15 protein-coding genes and 2 pseudogenes are annotated in these 14,662 nt (G+C 71.8%); 11 read left to right on the forward strand and 6 right to left on the reverse strand.

Features of this window, described 5'->3' with window-relative positions; genetic code table 11:
- Positions 1–2: 2 nt before the first annotated feature.
- On the forward strand, positions 3–206 hold the full coding sequence (locus tag WA762_RS35775) for a hypothetical protein (protein ID WP_443080679.1): 204 nt from the start codon (positions 3–5) through the stop codon (positions 204–206).
- Between the two features lie 22 nt (positions 207–228).
- Here WA762_RS35775 and WA762_RS26275 read toward each other — a convergent pair whose 3' ends face one another.
- The 5 genes and pseudogenes from WA762_RS26275 to WA762_RS26295 form a co-directional block, all read right to left on the reverse strand.
- Positions 229–1,095, reverse strand: a complete 867-nt coding sequence (locus tag WA762_RS26275) for an NmrA family NAD(P)-binding protein (RefSeq protein WP_335938879.1) — start codon at positions 1,093–1,095, stop codon at positions 229–231.
- 52 nt (positions 1,096–1,147) lie between these two features.
- Positions 1,148–1,624, reverse strand: a complete 477-nt coding sequence (locus tag WA762_RS26280; protein WP_335938880.1) for a hypothetical protein — start codon at positions 1,622–1,624, stop codon at positions 1,148–1,150.
- Positions 1,625–1,718: 94 nt separating this feature from the next.
- Positions 1,719–2,240: a MarR family winged helix-turn-helix transcriptional regulator gene (locus WA762_RS26285; RefSeq protein ID WP_335938881.1), complete on the reverse strand. Its 522-nt coding sequence runs from the start codon at positions 2,238–2,240 to the stop codon at positions 1,719–1,721.
- Positions 2,241–2,464: 224 nt separating this feature from the next.
- The gene (locus tag WA762_RS26290; RefSeq protein ID WP_335938882.1) at positions 2,465–2,800 is read right to left on the reverse strand and encodes a hypothetical protein; all 336 of its coding nucleotides are present in this window, start codon (positions 2,798–2,800) and stop codon (positions 2,465–2,467) included.
- Between the two features lie 41 nt (positions 2,801–2,841).
- Positions 2,842–3,441 (reverse strand): annotated as a pseudogene (locus WA762_RS26295) (cytochrome c oxidase subunit I); the annotation flags it as partial.
- Between the two features lie 18 nt (positions 3,442–3,459).
- On the opposite strand from WA762_RS26295, the gene WA762_RS26300 reads away from it, so the two are divergent.
- From WA762_RS26300 to WA762_RS26315, 4 genes are all read left to right on the forward strand, one after another.
- Complete coding sequence (locus tag WA762_RS26300; RefSeq protein ID WP_335938884.1) at positions 3,460–4,098, forward strand: SpoIIE family protein phosphatase; 639 nt, start codon at positions 3,460–3,462, stop codon at positions 4,096–4,098.
- A complete protein-coding gene (locus WA762_RS26305; RefSeq protein WP_335938957.1) occupies positions 4,095–5,111 on the forward strand; it encodes a proline racemase family protein in 1,017 nt (338 codons plus the stop codon). Before WA762_RS26300 ends, WA762_RS26305 begins: the two co-directional genes overlap by 4 nt.
- Positions 5,112–5,354: 243 nt before the next feature.
- Complete coding sequence (locus WA762_RS26310; protein WP_335938885.1) at positions 5,355–6,296, forward strand: ornithine cyclodeaminase family protein; 942 nt, start codon at positions 5,355–5,357, stop codon at positions 6,294–6,296.
- Positions 6,297–6,669: 373 nt separating this feature from the next.
- A complete protein-coding gene (locus WA762_RS26315) occupies positions 6,670–7,848 on the forward strand; it encodes a DUF418 domain-containing protein (RefSeq protein WP_335938887.1) in 1,179 nt (392 codons plus the stop codon).
- Positions 7,849–7,934: 86 nt separating this feature from the next.
- Here WA762_RS26315 and WA762_RS35780 read toward each other — a convergent pair.
- Positions 7,935–8,150: pseudogene (locus WA762_RS35780) on the reverse strand (IS1380 family transposase); the annotation flags it as partial.
- Between the two features lie 701 nt (positions 8,151–8,851).
- Between WA762_RS35780 and WA762_RS26325 the strand changes: the two are divergent.
- The 6 genes from WA762_RS26325 (at position 8,852) to catA (ending at position 14,662) form a co-directional block, all read left to right on the forward strand.
- The gene (locus WA762_RS26325) at positions 8,852–9,424 is read left to right on the forward strand and encodes a TetR/AcrR family transcriptional regulator (protein WP_335938888.1); all 573 of its coding nucleotides are present in this window, start codon (positions 8,852–8,854) and stop codon (positions 9,422–9,424) included.
- Between the two features lie 78 nt (positions 9,425–9,502).
- Complete coding sequence (locus WA762_RS26330; RefSeq protein WP_335938889.1) at positions 9,503–10,648, forward strand: FAD-dependent monooxygenase; 1,146 nt, start codon at positions 9,503–9,505, stop codon at positions 10,646–10,648.
- 49 nt (positions 10,649–10,697) lie between these two features.
- Positions 10,698–11,591 carry an NAD(P)-dependent oxidoreductase gene (locus WA762_RS26335; protein WP_335938891.1) on the forward strand — a complete coding sequence of 298 codons (894 nt, stop codon included), beginning with the start codon at positions 10,698–10,700 and terminating at the stop codon, positions 11,589–11,591.
- A gap of 191 nt (positions 11,592–11,782) precedes the next feature.
- Positions 11,783–12,682 carry a LysR substrate-binding domain-containing protein gene (locus tag WA762_RS26340; RefSeq protein ID WP_335938893.1) on the forward strand — a complete coding sequence of 300 codons (900 nt, stop codon included), beginning with the start codon at positions 11,783–11,785 and terminating at the stop codon, positions 12,680–12,682.
- Positions 12,679–13,782 carry a mandelate racemase/muconate lactonizing enzyme family protein gene (locus WA762_RS26345; protein WP_335938894.1) on the forward strand — a complete coding sequence of 368 codons (1,104 nt, stop codon included), beginning with the start codon at positions 12,679–12,681 and terminating at the stop codon, positions 13,780–13,782. Before WA762_RS26340 ends, WA762_RS26345 begins: the two co-directional genes overlap by 4 nt.
- A gap of 25 nt (positions 13,783–13,807) precedes the next feature.
- Positions 13,808–14,662, forward strand: coding sequence for a catechol 1,2-dioxygenase (gene catA, locus WA762_RS26350; RefSeq protein ID WP_335938895.1), 855 nt, complete (start codon positions 13,808–13,810; stop codon positions 14,660–14,662).

Below are 14,662 nucleotides of genomic sequence, written 5' to 3' on the forward strand. Positions count from 1 at the left end.
AGGTGAGGGGGCTCGTGCGCGTGGTGGCGGCCGGGCGGGTCTCGGCGGCGGGCGACGGCGACGTCCTGACCGGCTCCAGTGGGGTCGCCGGGGAGCCGGAGCACGGCGTCGCAGTGGGCCGGCGGGCGTTCGGCGGCCGGGCGGAGGACTCGACCGGCGAGGGGTGCGGCGCGCCGGTGCGCCGCGCCCCGTGTCTCCGGCCGTGACGGACTGCGGCCGAGCTGCCGGTCAGGTGGTCGGGGCGAACGCGCCGAGATGTTCGTGGAGGAAGGCGCGGAGCGTCCTGGCGGGGCGGCCGAGGACCGTCTCGATGGTGTCGTCGGGGAACTCCGGGCGTGCCACGGCCAGTTGCTGGATCTCCACCACGTGGTCGGCGAGCCAGGACGGCATGTGTGCGGTCGACAGGAGGTGGTTCCGGAAATCGCTCGGCGACAGGTCGATGTGGCGGACGGGGCGGCCGGTCAGTTCCCCGAGCAGCCGGGCGAGTTCGGGGTGGCTGAAGGCCTGCGGACCGGTCAGGGTGTACGTGGCGCCGGCGAGTTCGGGGCGCAGGAGGGTCTCGGCGGCGACGTCGGCGATGTCCCGGACGTCTATGTAGTTGCAGGGCGCCTCGCGCATCGCCCCGATGAGCACGCCCCGGGCGATCGCCGGGGCGTTCAGGAGCAGCTTCTGCATGAACGCGTACGGTCGCAGCAGCGTAGCCGTCATGCCGGTTGCCGCGAGGTGTTCCTCGACCCGCCAGTGGCCGCGGGAGACGGCCACCGGCGAGGCGGGCTCGGCCGCGGGGGCGGAGAGCTTGACCACGTGCCGCACTCCGCACACGGCCGCGGCGTCTATCACGTTGTTCTCCAGCTCGACCTGGCGGGGGCTGTTGGCCATGGCGAGGAACAGTTGCGTGGATCCCGCGAACGCGGCGCGGAGCGTGCGGGGGTCCGCGGCGTCCGCGCCGACGGTCTCGACCGGCGTTCTCGCACCGGTGGCGACGCCCTGTTCGCCGGGGGAGCGGCTGACGGCGCGGCAGGGGACGTCGAGTTCGGTCAGCCGCCGGAGCAGCGCGCCGCCGGTGGCGCCGCTTGCGCCCACGATGGTGATCACAGTGTGCCTTTCGCAGATGAGGGGTCTCGGGAAACGGATGGGGAGGGCCGGGTCATCCCCGCCGCCGGGATGCCGTGCCGTGCCACCGCCACGTGACGATGGCGGTGGCCAGGGCGGCCGACAACGGCAGGTCGATCCGTAGCCGCTCCAGCCGTTCGGCATCCGGCACTGGTGCGTGCGACGGAAGCCAGTCGGACGCGAACCATCCGGCCGCGCCGGCGATTCCGGCCGCCGCGACGGTGAGCACGAGGGCGAGTGCCGGCCGCGGCGCCGAGGTCGTCCAGCGGCGGGGCCGGCCGCGGCGGTGCAGCCACGCGCCGACGGCGCAGGCCACCAGAGCCGATGTGAGCCCGATGGAGGTGAAGGCGGCCGCGGTCAGTTCGGACCGGCCGCTGAGGACCCCGCCGAGCCCGGCGGTGAGCGCGGGAGCCAGGTAGGCGGTCGCGACTTCCTTCCAGAGGGTGAACGGGCGCGTGGCGGAGCCGTGTGGGGCGGGGCTGTGCGGGGCGGTTCTGCGCGGGGGACTCATGGGGACTCCTGAAAAATAATTAGGAAGCTAACTATTGGGGCGTGGGGCGGTGCCGCCCGGCCGGGGCGGCCGCTCCTCGCGGAGTGTGGTGGCGCTATTCGGCGGTCAGCGCGCCGATCCGCCGGGTGATCCTCTCCAGGAGGTCCAGGAACGATCCGCGCTCTTCGACGGACAGGCCGTCGACCAGTGCCTCAAGTCGTGCGAAGTGATCCGCGGCCATGTCGCGCAGCCGCTGGGCGCCGCGCGCGGTGAGGACGATCACGGTGCCCCGCCCGTCCTCCGTCGAGGCGCGGCGAGCCACCAGGCCCTCCCGTTCGAGCCCGCCGACCAGGCCGGTCACCGTGGCGCGCGAGACATCGAGGCTCTTCGCGAGCTGCGACGGCGATTTCTCGCCGCCGCTGTCCTCGAGGTCCACCAGCAGGCGATAGCGTCCGGTCGACAGTCCGGAGCGCGAGAAGTGCACTTCGGACGCCCGGTCCAGACGGGCCCCGGCCGCCATGAGGCGCACCGCGACAAGGACCGCCTGCGGGTCGGCGCCGAGTCCGTACCGTGCGATCTGCTTCCGTGCCTGATCGAGCGTGGGTGCGGCGCCGGGGTTCGCGTCCTCATGACTCATGAGAAGTAATATGGGGGCTAATCATCTCTCCGTCAAGTCGGCGGTGCCGCCCTGCGGGAACTGCGCCGGGCCATCGAGGGCCGCGGCCGAGGAGGAACCGGCCGTGGCCGCCGGCCGAGGGACCGTCCGCAGTGGCGAACGGGCCGGGGCGGTCGGTGGGGTCCGGCGACCGCCCCGGCCCGTCGTCCGGCGCGGGAACCGGGCCGACGGGAACCGGAGTGTTGTCACTGGTGGATCAGGGCGAGGATTCCGCTCGCCGTGGCGGTGGTCGCCCCCGCGGCGCCCCAGACGAGAAGCCGCAGCCTGCGGTAACGGTCCTCGTACTCCGCGCGCAGTTCCTCCGCGCGCGCGATGACGCGCTCCAGTGTGCGGCGGGTGAGCCGGTCGCGTTCCTCCAGATAGGCCCGGCGCAGTTCCCGGTGCTGGGTCGCGGTGAGTGGGCCGAGGCCGCCCAGGAAGGCCTCCGCGTCGGCCAGGGCCCGGCTGCGTTCGGCCTCGACCAGCAGATGGCCTTCGAGCCTCCGAATCCCCGAGGACGCTTCTTCGTCAAGGGGGTGCATGGTGATGTGCCCTCCTCGGGAGGCGGATGTCAGACCCGGTCCGCGATGTGCGGGTGGTGCAGGTCGAAGGCCGGGGATTCGCTGTGGATGGGCGGAATCCGGGTGAAGTTGTGGCGCGGCGGCGGGCAGGAGGTCGCCCACTCCAGGGAACGGCCGTATCCCCACGGATCATCGACCTCGACCCGCCGCCCGTATTTGGCGGTCTTCCAGATGTTGTAGAGGAAGGGCAGCATGGACAGGCCCAGGAGGAACGAGCTGATGGTGGAGACAGTGTTCAGCAGGGTGAAGCCGTCGGCGGCCAGGTAGTCCGCGTAGCGGCGGGGCATTCCTTCGGCGCCCAGCCAGTGCTGTACGAGGAACGTGCCGTGGAATCCGGTGAACAGGGTCCAGAACGTGATCTTCCCGAGGCGCTCGTCGAGCATCTTTCCGGTGAACTTCGGCCACCAGAAATGGAATCCGGCGAACATGGCGAAGACCACCGTGCCGAAGACCACGTAGTGGAAGTGCGCGACCACGAAGTACGAGTCGTGGACGTGCGAGTCCAGCGGCGGTGACGCCAGGAGCACACCGGTCAGCCCTCCGAAGACGAAGGTGACCATGAATCCCACGGACCACAGCATCGGTGTCTCGAAATCAACTGCGGGCACATTCCACCGCAGTTGACGCACGAAGCCACCGTCACCGCACCGCCCCTGACATCCGGCGTCCCTCTCGGTCTCGCCGAACTCGCCGCCGGACCCGCGACCGTCGACCGGTTCGCCTTCCCACCCGGTGCGACCCCGCTGCTGACCACGGACGGGCTCACCGAGGCACGCGCCGCCGACGGCACGTTCTACCCCCTCGACGAACGCCTCACCAAGCGCGTACATCTCTCACCCACCGACCTGCCGCGCGCCCTCTACGACGACGCGCGCGCGTACGCCGGGGGAGGGAGACCGGCACGACGACGTGGCGGTCCTGTCCGTCCGGCGGTCACCGCACCGCTGAGCGCAGCACGGCGCACACCGCGCAATCGACCGCCACGCCCGCGACACCCGCCGCACAGCGCACGCCAGGTACGCGTCGCGTGCGCGTCGGTGCCGCCCGGAGCGCCCGCCCGGCCCGTCGGCCAGCGGACGCGCCATTGCGCTGTGCCATGTCACATGCTTCACTCACGCGCAGTGAGGCCGGTTCGGGAGGCGCGGGGTGTCCACGTGGTCGATCAGGCAGACGTGCGCCGCGCCGGCCGACCGCCCCTCTGCGCCCATGGCCTGACGGCCCGTCCCGTTCTTCCGCATCAGGATCGGACCCCACCCTGACCGACACCGACATCCGCACCGTCGACTATCACGCCGGCGGTGAGCCGTTCCGGATCGTCACCGACGTGCCCCGGATCGCGGGCGACACCGTGGCGGACAAACGCGCGAACGCGATCTCCGATCCCGGGATCGACGGGCTGCGCGCCCTGCTGTGCTTGGAGCCCCGCGGCCATGCCGACATGTACGGCGGGTTCATCGTTCCGCCCGACGACGCGGGGGCCCATTTCGGTGTGCTCTTCTGGCACAAGGACGGCTTCTCGACCGCCTGCGGTCACGGCACCATCGCTCTGGGCGCGTGGGCGGTGCGCAGCGGCCGGGTGCCGATCGATCCCAGCGGGGTCACGGAGGTGGTGATCGACGTGCCCTCGGGGCGGGTCCGCGCCCGCGTGAACACCGACGGCGACCGGGTCGTCGGCGTCGACTTCGTCAGTGTCGCCAGCTACGTCCTGCACGACGAGGTGACGGTTCCGACCTCGCGCGGGGAGGTGCGGTGCGGGATCGGCTTCGGCGGCGCGATCTACGCCCACGTCCCGGCCGCGGCGGTCGGCCTCGACACGAGTGTGGCCTCGCTCCCGGCGCTGATCGAGCTGAGCCGTGAGATCAAGGGCTTCCTCAACCCCACCGCGTTCGCCGAGCACCCGCTCGACGACAGGCTGAGCGGCATCTACGGCGTCATCTACACCGACGACCGGGGGACCGGCCTGGACGGCAGCCTGAGGCAGCGCAATGTCACCGTGTTCGCCGACGGCGAGGTCGACCGTTCGCCCTGCGGTTCGGGCACCTGCTCGCGGGTCGCCGCGCTCCATTCCACCGGCCGGCTCAAGCCCGGCCAGGTGCTCGCACACAGCTCGATCACCGGGACGACCTGGCTCGCGAGGGTGCCGGGGACCACGCACGAGGCGGGCCGGGAGGCCGTGTTGCCGGTGGTCACCGGCCGGGCCCACCAGACCGGCGAGCACCGGTTCGTCGTCGACCCCGACGACGACATGGTGCCAGGGTTCGCGCTTCGCTGAGAGGCGGTCACAACGCCGGCGCGTGCTGTGACGGTCAGGCGCCGCGGTCACCCGCGACCGCGGGCGCCGGCAGACCGCGGCGCGTGACCCGAGGCTCGACGAGCCCGCCGGCCGCACCCGCACCATCCGGGCATCGGACTCCCGGAACCGACCGGTCCTCGATCCGGACCGCGCGAGAGCGCTCCCCATAACGCAATGCCACATGACGAATGCGCGTCCCGCCGGCGCGCGGAGGAGGACGCCGTGGACGTCGTGACGATCGGACCGAGGGAGATCCGCTCGGTCGTGTCGATGCCGGACGCGATGCGGGCCGTTCGTGACGGTTTCGTGGACCTGACCCGGGGCGCATTCGAGATGCCGGCCCGGACATCGCTGCGCGACGGAGCCTTCCTGGTGATGTCCGCCCACCACCGGCCCACGGCGTCGGCCATGATCAAGACGCTCAGCCTGGACTTCGACGGCCGGGAGCCGGCGATCGTCGGCACCGTCGTGTGGAGCGAGCTGGGCCGTACCGCGCACCTGGTCGCCGACGCGGCCGAGGTCACCCGGCTCCGCACCGGGGCGGTCGTCGGTGTGGCGACCGAATTGCTGGCCCCGCCGGACGCTCGGACCTGCGCCATGATCGGGGCGGGCGGCCAGGCCGCCGACCAGATCCGCGCCGTGCACACCGCGCGCCCGCTGTCCGACGTCACGATCGTCGACACCGATCGAGGCCGGGCGGAGCGCCTGGCCGAGGTGTTGGCGCCCGAGCTGCCGGGCACGGAGATCGTCGTCGGCACGGACGTGGAGAACGCCTGCGGCGGAGCGGACGTCGTCTGCTGCGCCACCACCGCGACGGCGCCGCTGTTCCGCCCCCAGGCGCTGAGCGACACCGCGCACGTCAACGCGATCGGTGCGTTCCGTCCAACCATGCGCGAGCTGCCGGACGAACTGCTCGCCGACGCCACCGTCGTCGTCGACGAGCGCGCGGCGGTCCTCAAGGAGTCCGGCGAGGTGATCCACGCCCTGCGGACCGGCGCGATCAGCGAGGACGACCTGACCGAACTCGGCGCCGCCCTCACCGCCGGGCCGCCCGGGCCGCCCGGGCGGACCGGGCGCACCGTGTTCAAGACAGTCGGCGTCGCCGTGCAGGACTGGGCGATCGCCGCCCTGCTGGCCCGGCGCTGTCTCACCGCGGCGGGCTGACGTCCGGCCGCGCGCCGAGAGGGGAGAACGATGACTGTCGCACGGTGAGTGGTGCGTGCGGTCGGGAGCGGCTCGGACGAGGGCCCGGCCGCCGCCCGTGCGGCCGGGTCCCGCCCGGCCCCGACGAGAGCCGGATCACATGTGTTCTGGCTCGCTGCGTTTCTGGCGGTCGGCTGTACATTCGAAGTACACGCGCCGATGGCTGTCCACGCCTGATGCACCGCTGCGCCGAGCCCGACGCCCCCGGACGACCGGGGCGGCTCCGCGAGCGGCGGCTCCCGACACCCGGCAGATCTGCCTCCGCCCGAGGGCGGGGGCGGCCCGTAAATCCGCCGGACACCCGGCGGTCAGCCCACTCCCAAACCTGGAAGGCATGACACAGCACTCAGAGATCGCAGCTCCTGTGACAGACGCCCCGGCCCCCGTGCGCGACAGCGGAAAGGCGCCGACGGGCCGGCTGATCGGGCTGGACCTGGCCCGCGGACTCGCGGTATTCGGCATGTACGCGGCTCATGTGGGGCCCGACCCCGACCGGGGCGGTGTGATCGGCTTCCTGATGGAGCTGGCCCACGGCCGGTCCTCCGCGCTCTTCGCCTTCCTGGCGGGCTTCGCGGTCGTCCTCATCACCGGCCGCGTGACGCCCAGGACGGGGCTCGCCGGAAGCCAGGCAGTGGCCAAGGTGGTGATCCGGGCCGTGATCCTTCTGGTCCTGGGCACCGCGCTGACCATGAGCGGCATCCCGGTCGATGTGATCCTCGCCTTCTACGGCCTGTACTTCCTGCTCGTACTGCCGCTCTACCGGCTCGGCGCCGCCCCCCTGGCGGCGATCGCCGCGGGAACGGCCCTCGTGCTGCCCCAGGTGCTCTACGTGGTGCAGCAGGTGATCGGTGACGGCGGCGACCGCGCGCCCGGCGAGCCCGACGGCATCGTCTCGCTGCTCTTCACCGGCTCCTACCCGGCCCTGACCTGGATCCCGTTCGTGATCGCCGGCATGGCCGTGGCCCGTCTGGACCTGGCGTCCTCCGCGGTCCGGGCACGTCTGGCCCTCACGGGCGCCGCCCTCATGATCGTCGGCTACGGGGGCTCCTGGCTGGCGCTGCACGTCGTTCCCGGCACCGCCGACGCCATCGGCGCGGGTGGGGCGAGCGCGTGGTGGTCCGACAGCGCGGGTTATCCGTCCGGTGACACCCCCGCCTGGCTGCTGGCCGCCTCCCCGCACAGTGAGACCACCCTGTCGATCCTGGGCAACACCGGCGTGGCGATCATGGTCGTGGCCGCGTGCCTGGCCGCGACGGACGCCCTCCCGCGGCTCCGGTCCCTGGCCCGGCCGGTCATCGCGGTCGGTTCCATGTCGCTGACCGCGTATGTCTTCCACCTCATCGGCATCCGGTTCCTGGGCATCGAGGAGCTGCCCGGATCGCCCCTGTACGTCCTGCTCGGCTTCATCGCGGCCGCCACGGTGTTCGCGACCGTCTGGTCGCGCTTCCAGCAGCGCGGCCCACTGGAGTGGCTGATGACCAGGGCGACGGGCATGGCCCGGCACATCCGCTGAGCACAGAACCGGCCGGGTCGTCGACGTCGGCTGCGTGATGCACGCTGCTCTCCCGGCCGGCCCCCGCTCGCCGAGGCCCGCCGCCGCCTCGCCCACGCCCCGCGAGGCGGTCGTTCCTTCCGAACGATCAGCTGCATTCCCTTCGGCCAGCCGTTCAGGACGTCACCGGCGAGCTCGGCGACCCAGGCCCCTCGCGGATCTCGCCGTCCGTTTCGACGGGCCGGGGCCCAGGCCGATGCCGGGACCTTGAGGACGTGGCTGCGGATGGCCTCGTTGATCACCATGCCGACCGAGTAGGACAGCGAGATCCGCCAGCTCGGCCGCCAGGGGGCACATCGCGGAGGCGGTGGAGCGGCAGACCGCCGCGGTGCGGGAGCTGTCGCGCCGTGCGTTTCCCGGGTCCGACGTCGTCGCGGACGACGCGCCGGCCCCGGTCGAGCAGGCCCGCGCCCAACGCCGCCATCAGGCCGCAGCGACCCAGGCCGCAGCGACCCAGGCCGCAGCGGCCGAGGCCGCCGCACTCCGCCGCGCCCGCGCCGAACGTACCGCCCCGGCCGGTTCCCCCGACCGTGTGGCGCGGCAGGGGCCCGGCCCCGCAGGTCGGGATCAAGCCCCGGCCTCGTCGGTGCGGAGCCTCCGGGCGCCCCGCCGCGCGAGGCTCGGCTTCCGAAGCCGGGGCGCGGAGTCACCCGATCGCTTCGCCCGCGCCGCGTACTGCTCCGCGCGGCTTCGTGGGCGTACCGCATCATCCGTGTGCCAAGGCGCGGCAGTTGCTCGCTGAGTTCCATGGTTCCCGAGACCGCCCATCCGGATATGCCGGCGACGTTGGATTCCACGGCGCCGGGTCCGGCCACGCCCACCTTCGGTCCGCGCTTGCGGTGGAACCCGAACCGACCGGTGGTTTCACCGCACCCGACCTTCCCTCCATCCCGCCCTCTACAGGTGTAGTAACACTGGTACTCTACTTCTGTAGAGGAATTGAGCGTGTGAAGAGGAAACGACTGTGGCGGAGAGCTCGACACGACGGAAGCGGCTGGCCGACGCGGCGATCGAGACGCTGGCCGCGGAGGGTATGAGGGGGCTGACCCACCGGGCCGTCGACCAGCGGGCGGGACTGGCGGAAGGTTGCTGCTCCTACTACTTCAGGACTCGGCAGGCGCTGCTGCAGGCGGCCGTGGAGCGGCTCGCCGAGGCGGACATCGCGGACGCCGCCGCGCTGCCGACGACGGGCGCTACTTCGGCAGAGAAGCTCGCCGATGCAGCGGTGGTCTTCCTGGAGCACTGGGGAACCCAGGGGCGCGTGCGCACGCTCGCCCGCCATGAACTCGCCCTGGAGGCCACGCGCAGGCCCGAACTGCGGGCGGTACTGAAGACCGCGGCCTGGCACGTGCGACGTCCGGTCGTCGACCTGCTCGCGGCGGCCGGTGTCCCCGAACCGGAGCAGCGCGCGAAAGCACTCATTGCCTCCATCGACGGTCTGCTCTTCGAGCGTCTGGCCGGCCCGGACGGACTCGACCTCGACCCGGCCGAACTCCGTGCCACCTTGCTGAGCCTGTTGCGTACCTTCACCGACTGACCTCCGTACCGCCGGCTACGGGCCGGAATCTGCCGCAAGACGCCTCCAGAACCTGGAACCCGAAAAGGAAAGCACCCTATGGACCCCGTACTCATCGCCGGAGCAGGCATCGGCGGACTCACCCTCGCGGCGGGACTCGCCGGCCGCGGCATTCCCGCCATCGTGCTGGAGCAGGCCGAACGGCTCGCCCCTGTCGGAGCCGGCCTGACCGTGCAGCCCAACGCGCTGATCGCGCTGCGCCGTCTAGGCCTGGCCGCGCCCTTCGAAGCCGCTGGCGCACGGCTCTCCATGGCCGCCGTCTATGACGCTCGCGGCCGCGTGCTGCTGCGGCCCAGCCCTGCCCAGGCCAGCGCCCTGCTGGCGGAGGTCGGCGCCCCCACCCTGGGCCTGCACCGCGCCACCATCCACCAAGCACTGGTCAGTCAGCTCGGCACCAGCGAACTGCGGCTCGCCTCGACCGTCACTGCCGTCGACCCCGATCAGGCCACCGTCACCCTCGCCGGCGGACAGGAAGTACGCGGCTCCGTGCTGGTCGGTGCGGACGGCCTGCGCTCCACGGTCCGAACCGCGCTGCTCGGCGCCCAGGCCCCCAGCTACAGCGGCTACTACTGCTGGCGCGGCGTCACCGACGCCAACCCCCTGCCCAGCGACTGGATCGGAGAGATATGGGGAGCGGGCCGCCGCTTCGGCGGATGCGTCATCGACGGTGGCCGCCTGTACTGGTTCCTGTGCGCCAACGGCCCCGCCGGCGGCAAGGACAGCGACACCCGTGCCGCGCTCACCCGGGCCACCGCCGAGTTCCCCGATTACGTCCGCCAAGCCGTCAAAGACACCCCTCTCAGTGCCATCCGCCGCGACGACATCCGCGACCGCCCGCCGGTCACGCTGTGGGGCCGGGGCCGCACCACCCTGCTCGGCGACGCCGCCCACCCCATGACCCCCAACCTGGGCCAGGGCGCGTGCCAGGCCATCGAGGACGCGCTCGCCCTCACCGACCTGATCACCGAGCACGGCCCCATCCCCGACGCCCTGCGCCGCTACGAACGCTTCCGCCAGCCCAGGGCCAACGCCGTCGTCAAGGCCGCCCACCAGATCGGACGCATCGCCCACTGGAGCACCCCCACACGCACCCGGGTACGCAACACCCTCGTCCGCCTTACCCCCGCCTCCGCCCTGGTACGCCAGCTGCGCACCTCCTGGCGGCTGCCCAGCACCACGAGCTGACCGCCATGCGCCCCTCCGCCCACACCCATTCACCGGAAGCGAGCACAAGATGCACGACCTCGACACCGGCACCGGCCGTAGCCCTCTCTCGGTCCTCGGCCTGGGCCTGATGGGCCAGGCCCTCGCCCAGGCCTTCCTGGACCAAGGCCACCCCACCACCGTGTGGAACCGCACCCGCGCCAAGGCCGACCCCCTCACCGCGCAGGGCGCGCAGCTCGCCTGGACCGCCCGCGACGCCGTCACGGCCGGCCCGCTCGTGGTCATTTGTGTCTCCGACTATGACAACGTGCGTGACATCCTCGAACCCGTGAGCCGGGACCTGGCCGGCCGCACCCTGGTCAACCTGACCTCGGGCACCGCGCAAGCGGCCCGCGAAACGGCCGAGTGGGCGATGCACCAGGGTGCCGACTACCTCGACGGTGCGATCATGGCCGTGCCCCCGGCCATCGGCACTGCGCACGCCGCCATCCTCTACGGCGGTCCGACCACCGCATTCGACCGGCACCGGCAGGCACTCGGCAGTCTCGGCGACCCCGTGTACGTCGGCGCAGACCACGGCCTGCCGTCCCTGTTCGACGCGGCCGCGCTGAGTCTGGTGTGGAGCACCCTCAACGGCTTCCTGCACGGCGCTGCCCTGCTCAGCAAAGCGGGAATCCCCGCAACCGCATTCGCCCGCCTCGCCAGGACGGGCATCGAAACCGTAGCCGACTGGGTGCCCGGCTACGCGCAGCAGATCGACGACGGCGCCTACCCCGCCACCGACTCCACCGTCAACACGAACCTGACCGGAATGAAACACCTTCTCCACGAAAGCCACGCCGCCGGCATCAACACCGAACTGCCCGAGCTCCTCGCGACGCTGGCGGAACGAGCAGTAGCCGAGGGACGCGGCAGCAACAGCTACACAGCGATCATCGAACAACTCCGCCACCCCGCACCGTAGCTGACAGCCATCAGCTGCTCCCACCGCCGCCGTCCGCCCTTCGAGGACCGCTCCCGGCCCGGGGCCCAGCCCATGGGGCATTGATATCTGGTGCGTCTCAATAGCCTGTAACTAGGTATTTGTGTCGTATGGGGGCCGCTCCTACGCTGAGGCGTATTCGAGGGCCCCGGCAACAGGAAAGGGGCTGTCCGATGGAGCTCAGGCACCTCCGGTATTTCGTGGCCGTCGCCGAGACACGTCATTTCGGCAAAGCCGCGGAACAACTGCACATGGCCCAGCCTCCGCTCTCCCAGGCGATCCGTCGCCTGGAGAACGAGCTGGGAGTGGAACTGCTGCGCCGGACGACCCGGCAGGTCTCCCTGACAGGGGCCGGCGAGGTCTTCCGTACCGATGCGGAGCGCATCCTCAAGGCCGTCGACGAGGCGGTCGAGCGGGTGGGGCGCTTCGCCTCGGGGGCGGAGGGGGTGCTGCGGATCGGTCTGACCGGATCCGCTTCGTACCGACAACTTCCGGCTCTCGCGCGGCTGGTGAAGCGCGAGATGCCTCAAGTGATACTGGAGGTGCACACCGAGATGCTCACGCCCGCTCAGGAGGCCGGGCTGATCGAGCGCCGCCTCGACATCGGCGTCCTCAGGCCGCCGGTCCGCCAGGAGGGCATCGCCCACCGCTCCTTGGCGGCCGAGACCCTGGTCGTCGCGGTTCCCGAACGCCACCGGCTGGCCAGGGCGGACACCGTCCGGGTCGAGCAGCTCCGGCACGAGGACTTCGTCATGTACGGCGCCACACTCGGCTCCGTCGTCGACGACGCCGTCGTCCGCAGCTGCCTGGCCGCCGGGTTCTATCCGAACCGCGCCTACGAGGTCACCGAGACCTCCGCCGCACTGGCGCTGGTCGCCGCCGGGCTCGGCATCGCCGTCCTGCCCGACTCGATCCGCTCCGCGCCCCGTGAGGGCGTGCTGTGCAAGGACATCGAGGACGCCCTGTCCGTCCCCCTCTCCCTGGCCTGGCGCGAGGACGACGAATCCCCTCTGCTGCGCAACCTCCTCGAAGTGCTGGAGCAGAACGACATGTTTCTCGAAGGACCGGCATGAAGATCGTCCAGGTGGAGGCAATCCCCTTCGCCATTCCCTACGCGAAGCCGCTGAAGTTCGCGAGCGGCGAGGTGCACACCGCCGACCACGTCCTGGTCCGGGTGCACACCGACGAGGGACTGACCGGCACCGCCGAGGCGCCGCCGCGGCCGTACACCTACGGCGAGACGCAGGAGTCGATCGTCGCGGTGATCGAGAAGATCTTCACCCCGCAGATCCTCGGGCTGACGGCCCTGGAACGCGAGACGGTGCACGAGCGCCTCGACCGGACCGTCGGCAACCCGGCCGCCAAGGCCGCCATCGACATGGCGCTGTGGGACATCCTCGGCCGGGCCGCCGGCCTGCCGGTCTCCGGACTGCTCGGCGGCTACACCGACCGCATGCGGGTCAGCCACATGGTCGGCTTCGCACCGGCCCGGGAGATGGTCGCCGAGGCCGAACGCATCCGGTCGGTCCACGGCATCACCACGTTCAAGGTGAAGGTTGGACGCCGTCCGTACCGCGACGACGTCGCCGCCGTCCGGGCCCTGCGCGAGGCGCTCGGCCCGGACGTCGAGCTCTACGTCGACGGCAACCGCGGCTGGACGGTGTCCGAGTCGGCCCGCGCCCTGCACGAGATGGCCGACCTCGGCCTGACCTTCGCCGAGGAGCTCTGCCCCGCCGACGACGTGCTGGGCCGCCGCTGGCTGGTCGCGCGGAGCCCGGTGCCGTTCATCGCCGACGAGAGCGCCACCCGCACCGGCGAGGTGACCCGCGAACTCCTCGGCGGCTCGGCCACCGCCATCAGCGTCAAGACCGCCCGCACGGGCTTCACCGCCTCCCAACGCATCCTGCACGAGTGCGAGGGCCTGGGAGTCGAGGTGGTGATGGGCAATCAGGTCGACGGCCAGATCGGCACGGTGTGCTCGGCCGCCTTCGGCGCCGCCCACCGCTCCAGCTCACGCCACGCCGGCGAACTGTCCAACTTCCTCGACATGACGGACGACCTCCTCACCGAGCCGCTGACCATCGAGAACGGCGCCCTGCGCGTGCGCGAGGGCGCCGGACTCGGCATCGACATCGACCCCGACAAGCTGGCGCGCTACCGCCAGGACCGCTGACCCACTCTCAGAAGACGGGACGATCATGACCGACATCATCACCGAGCAGGCCACGGCCGCCGCCTCCGGAGCCGCCGCCACCGAGCAGTTCCGCAGCAAGCAGCGCCGGGAAGCGGCCGCCGTCGACACCGAGCGCGTCGACGACCTGGTCACCGAACTGCTGACCGCCGCCCACGCCGTCATCCGCCGCCACAAGATGACCTACGCCGAGTACGACGCCCTCAAGGCGTGGCTCATCCGGGTCGGCGAGGACGGCGAGTGGCCGCTCTTCCTCGACGTGTGGGTCGAACACGTCGTCGAGGAGGTCGCCAACGAGAGCCGCGAGGGGACCAAGGGCACCATCGAGGGCCCGTACTACGTGCCGGACGCGCCCGCGCTGCCCGCCGAGGCGACCCTGCCGATGCGGGAGGACGAGGCCGGGGCCCCGCTGCTCTTCCAGGGCCAGGTCACCGGCGTGGACGGAACGCCGCTGCCGGACGCCACGGTGGAGATCTGGCAGGCGGACGCCGAGGGCTACTACTCCCAGTTCGCGCCGAACCTGCCCGAGTGGAACCTGCGCGGAACCGTGACCGCCGACGAGACGGGCCGCTTCAGGATCCACACGATCGAGCCCGCGCCGTACCAGATCCCCACCGACGGCGCCTGCGGCAGCCTCATCCGGGCGGCGGGCTGGCACCCCTGGCGCCCGGCCCACCTGCACCTCAAGGTCTCCGCGCCCGGGCACCGGCTCATCACCACCCAGCTCTACTTCCGGGGCGGCGAGTACGTCGCCGACGACATCGCCTCCGCCGTCAAGCCCGAGCTGATCCTCGATCCCACCCCGGTCGCCGGCGGCACGGGCCGCGAGGTCACCTACGACTTCGTTCTCGACAAGGCGTGA

Origin of the sequence: Streptomyces tyrfis (assembly GCF_037034285.1) — a bacterium.
Lineage (GTDB): Bacteria > Actinomycetota > Actinomycetes > Streptomycetales > Streptomycetaceae > Streptomyces.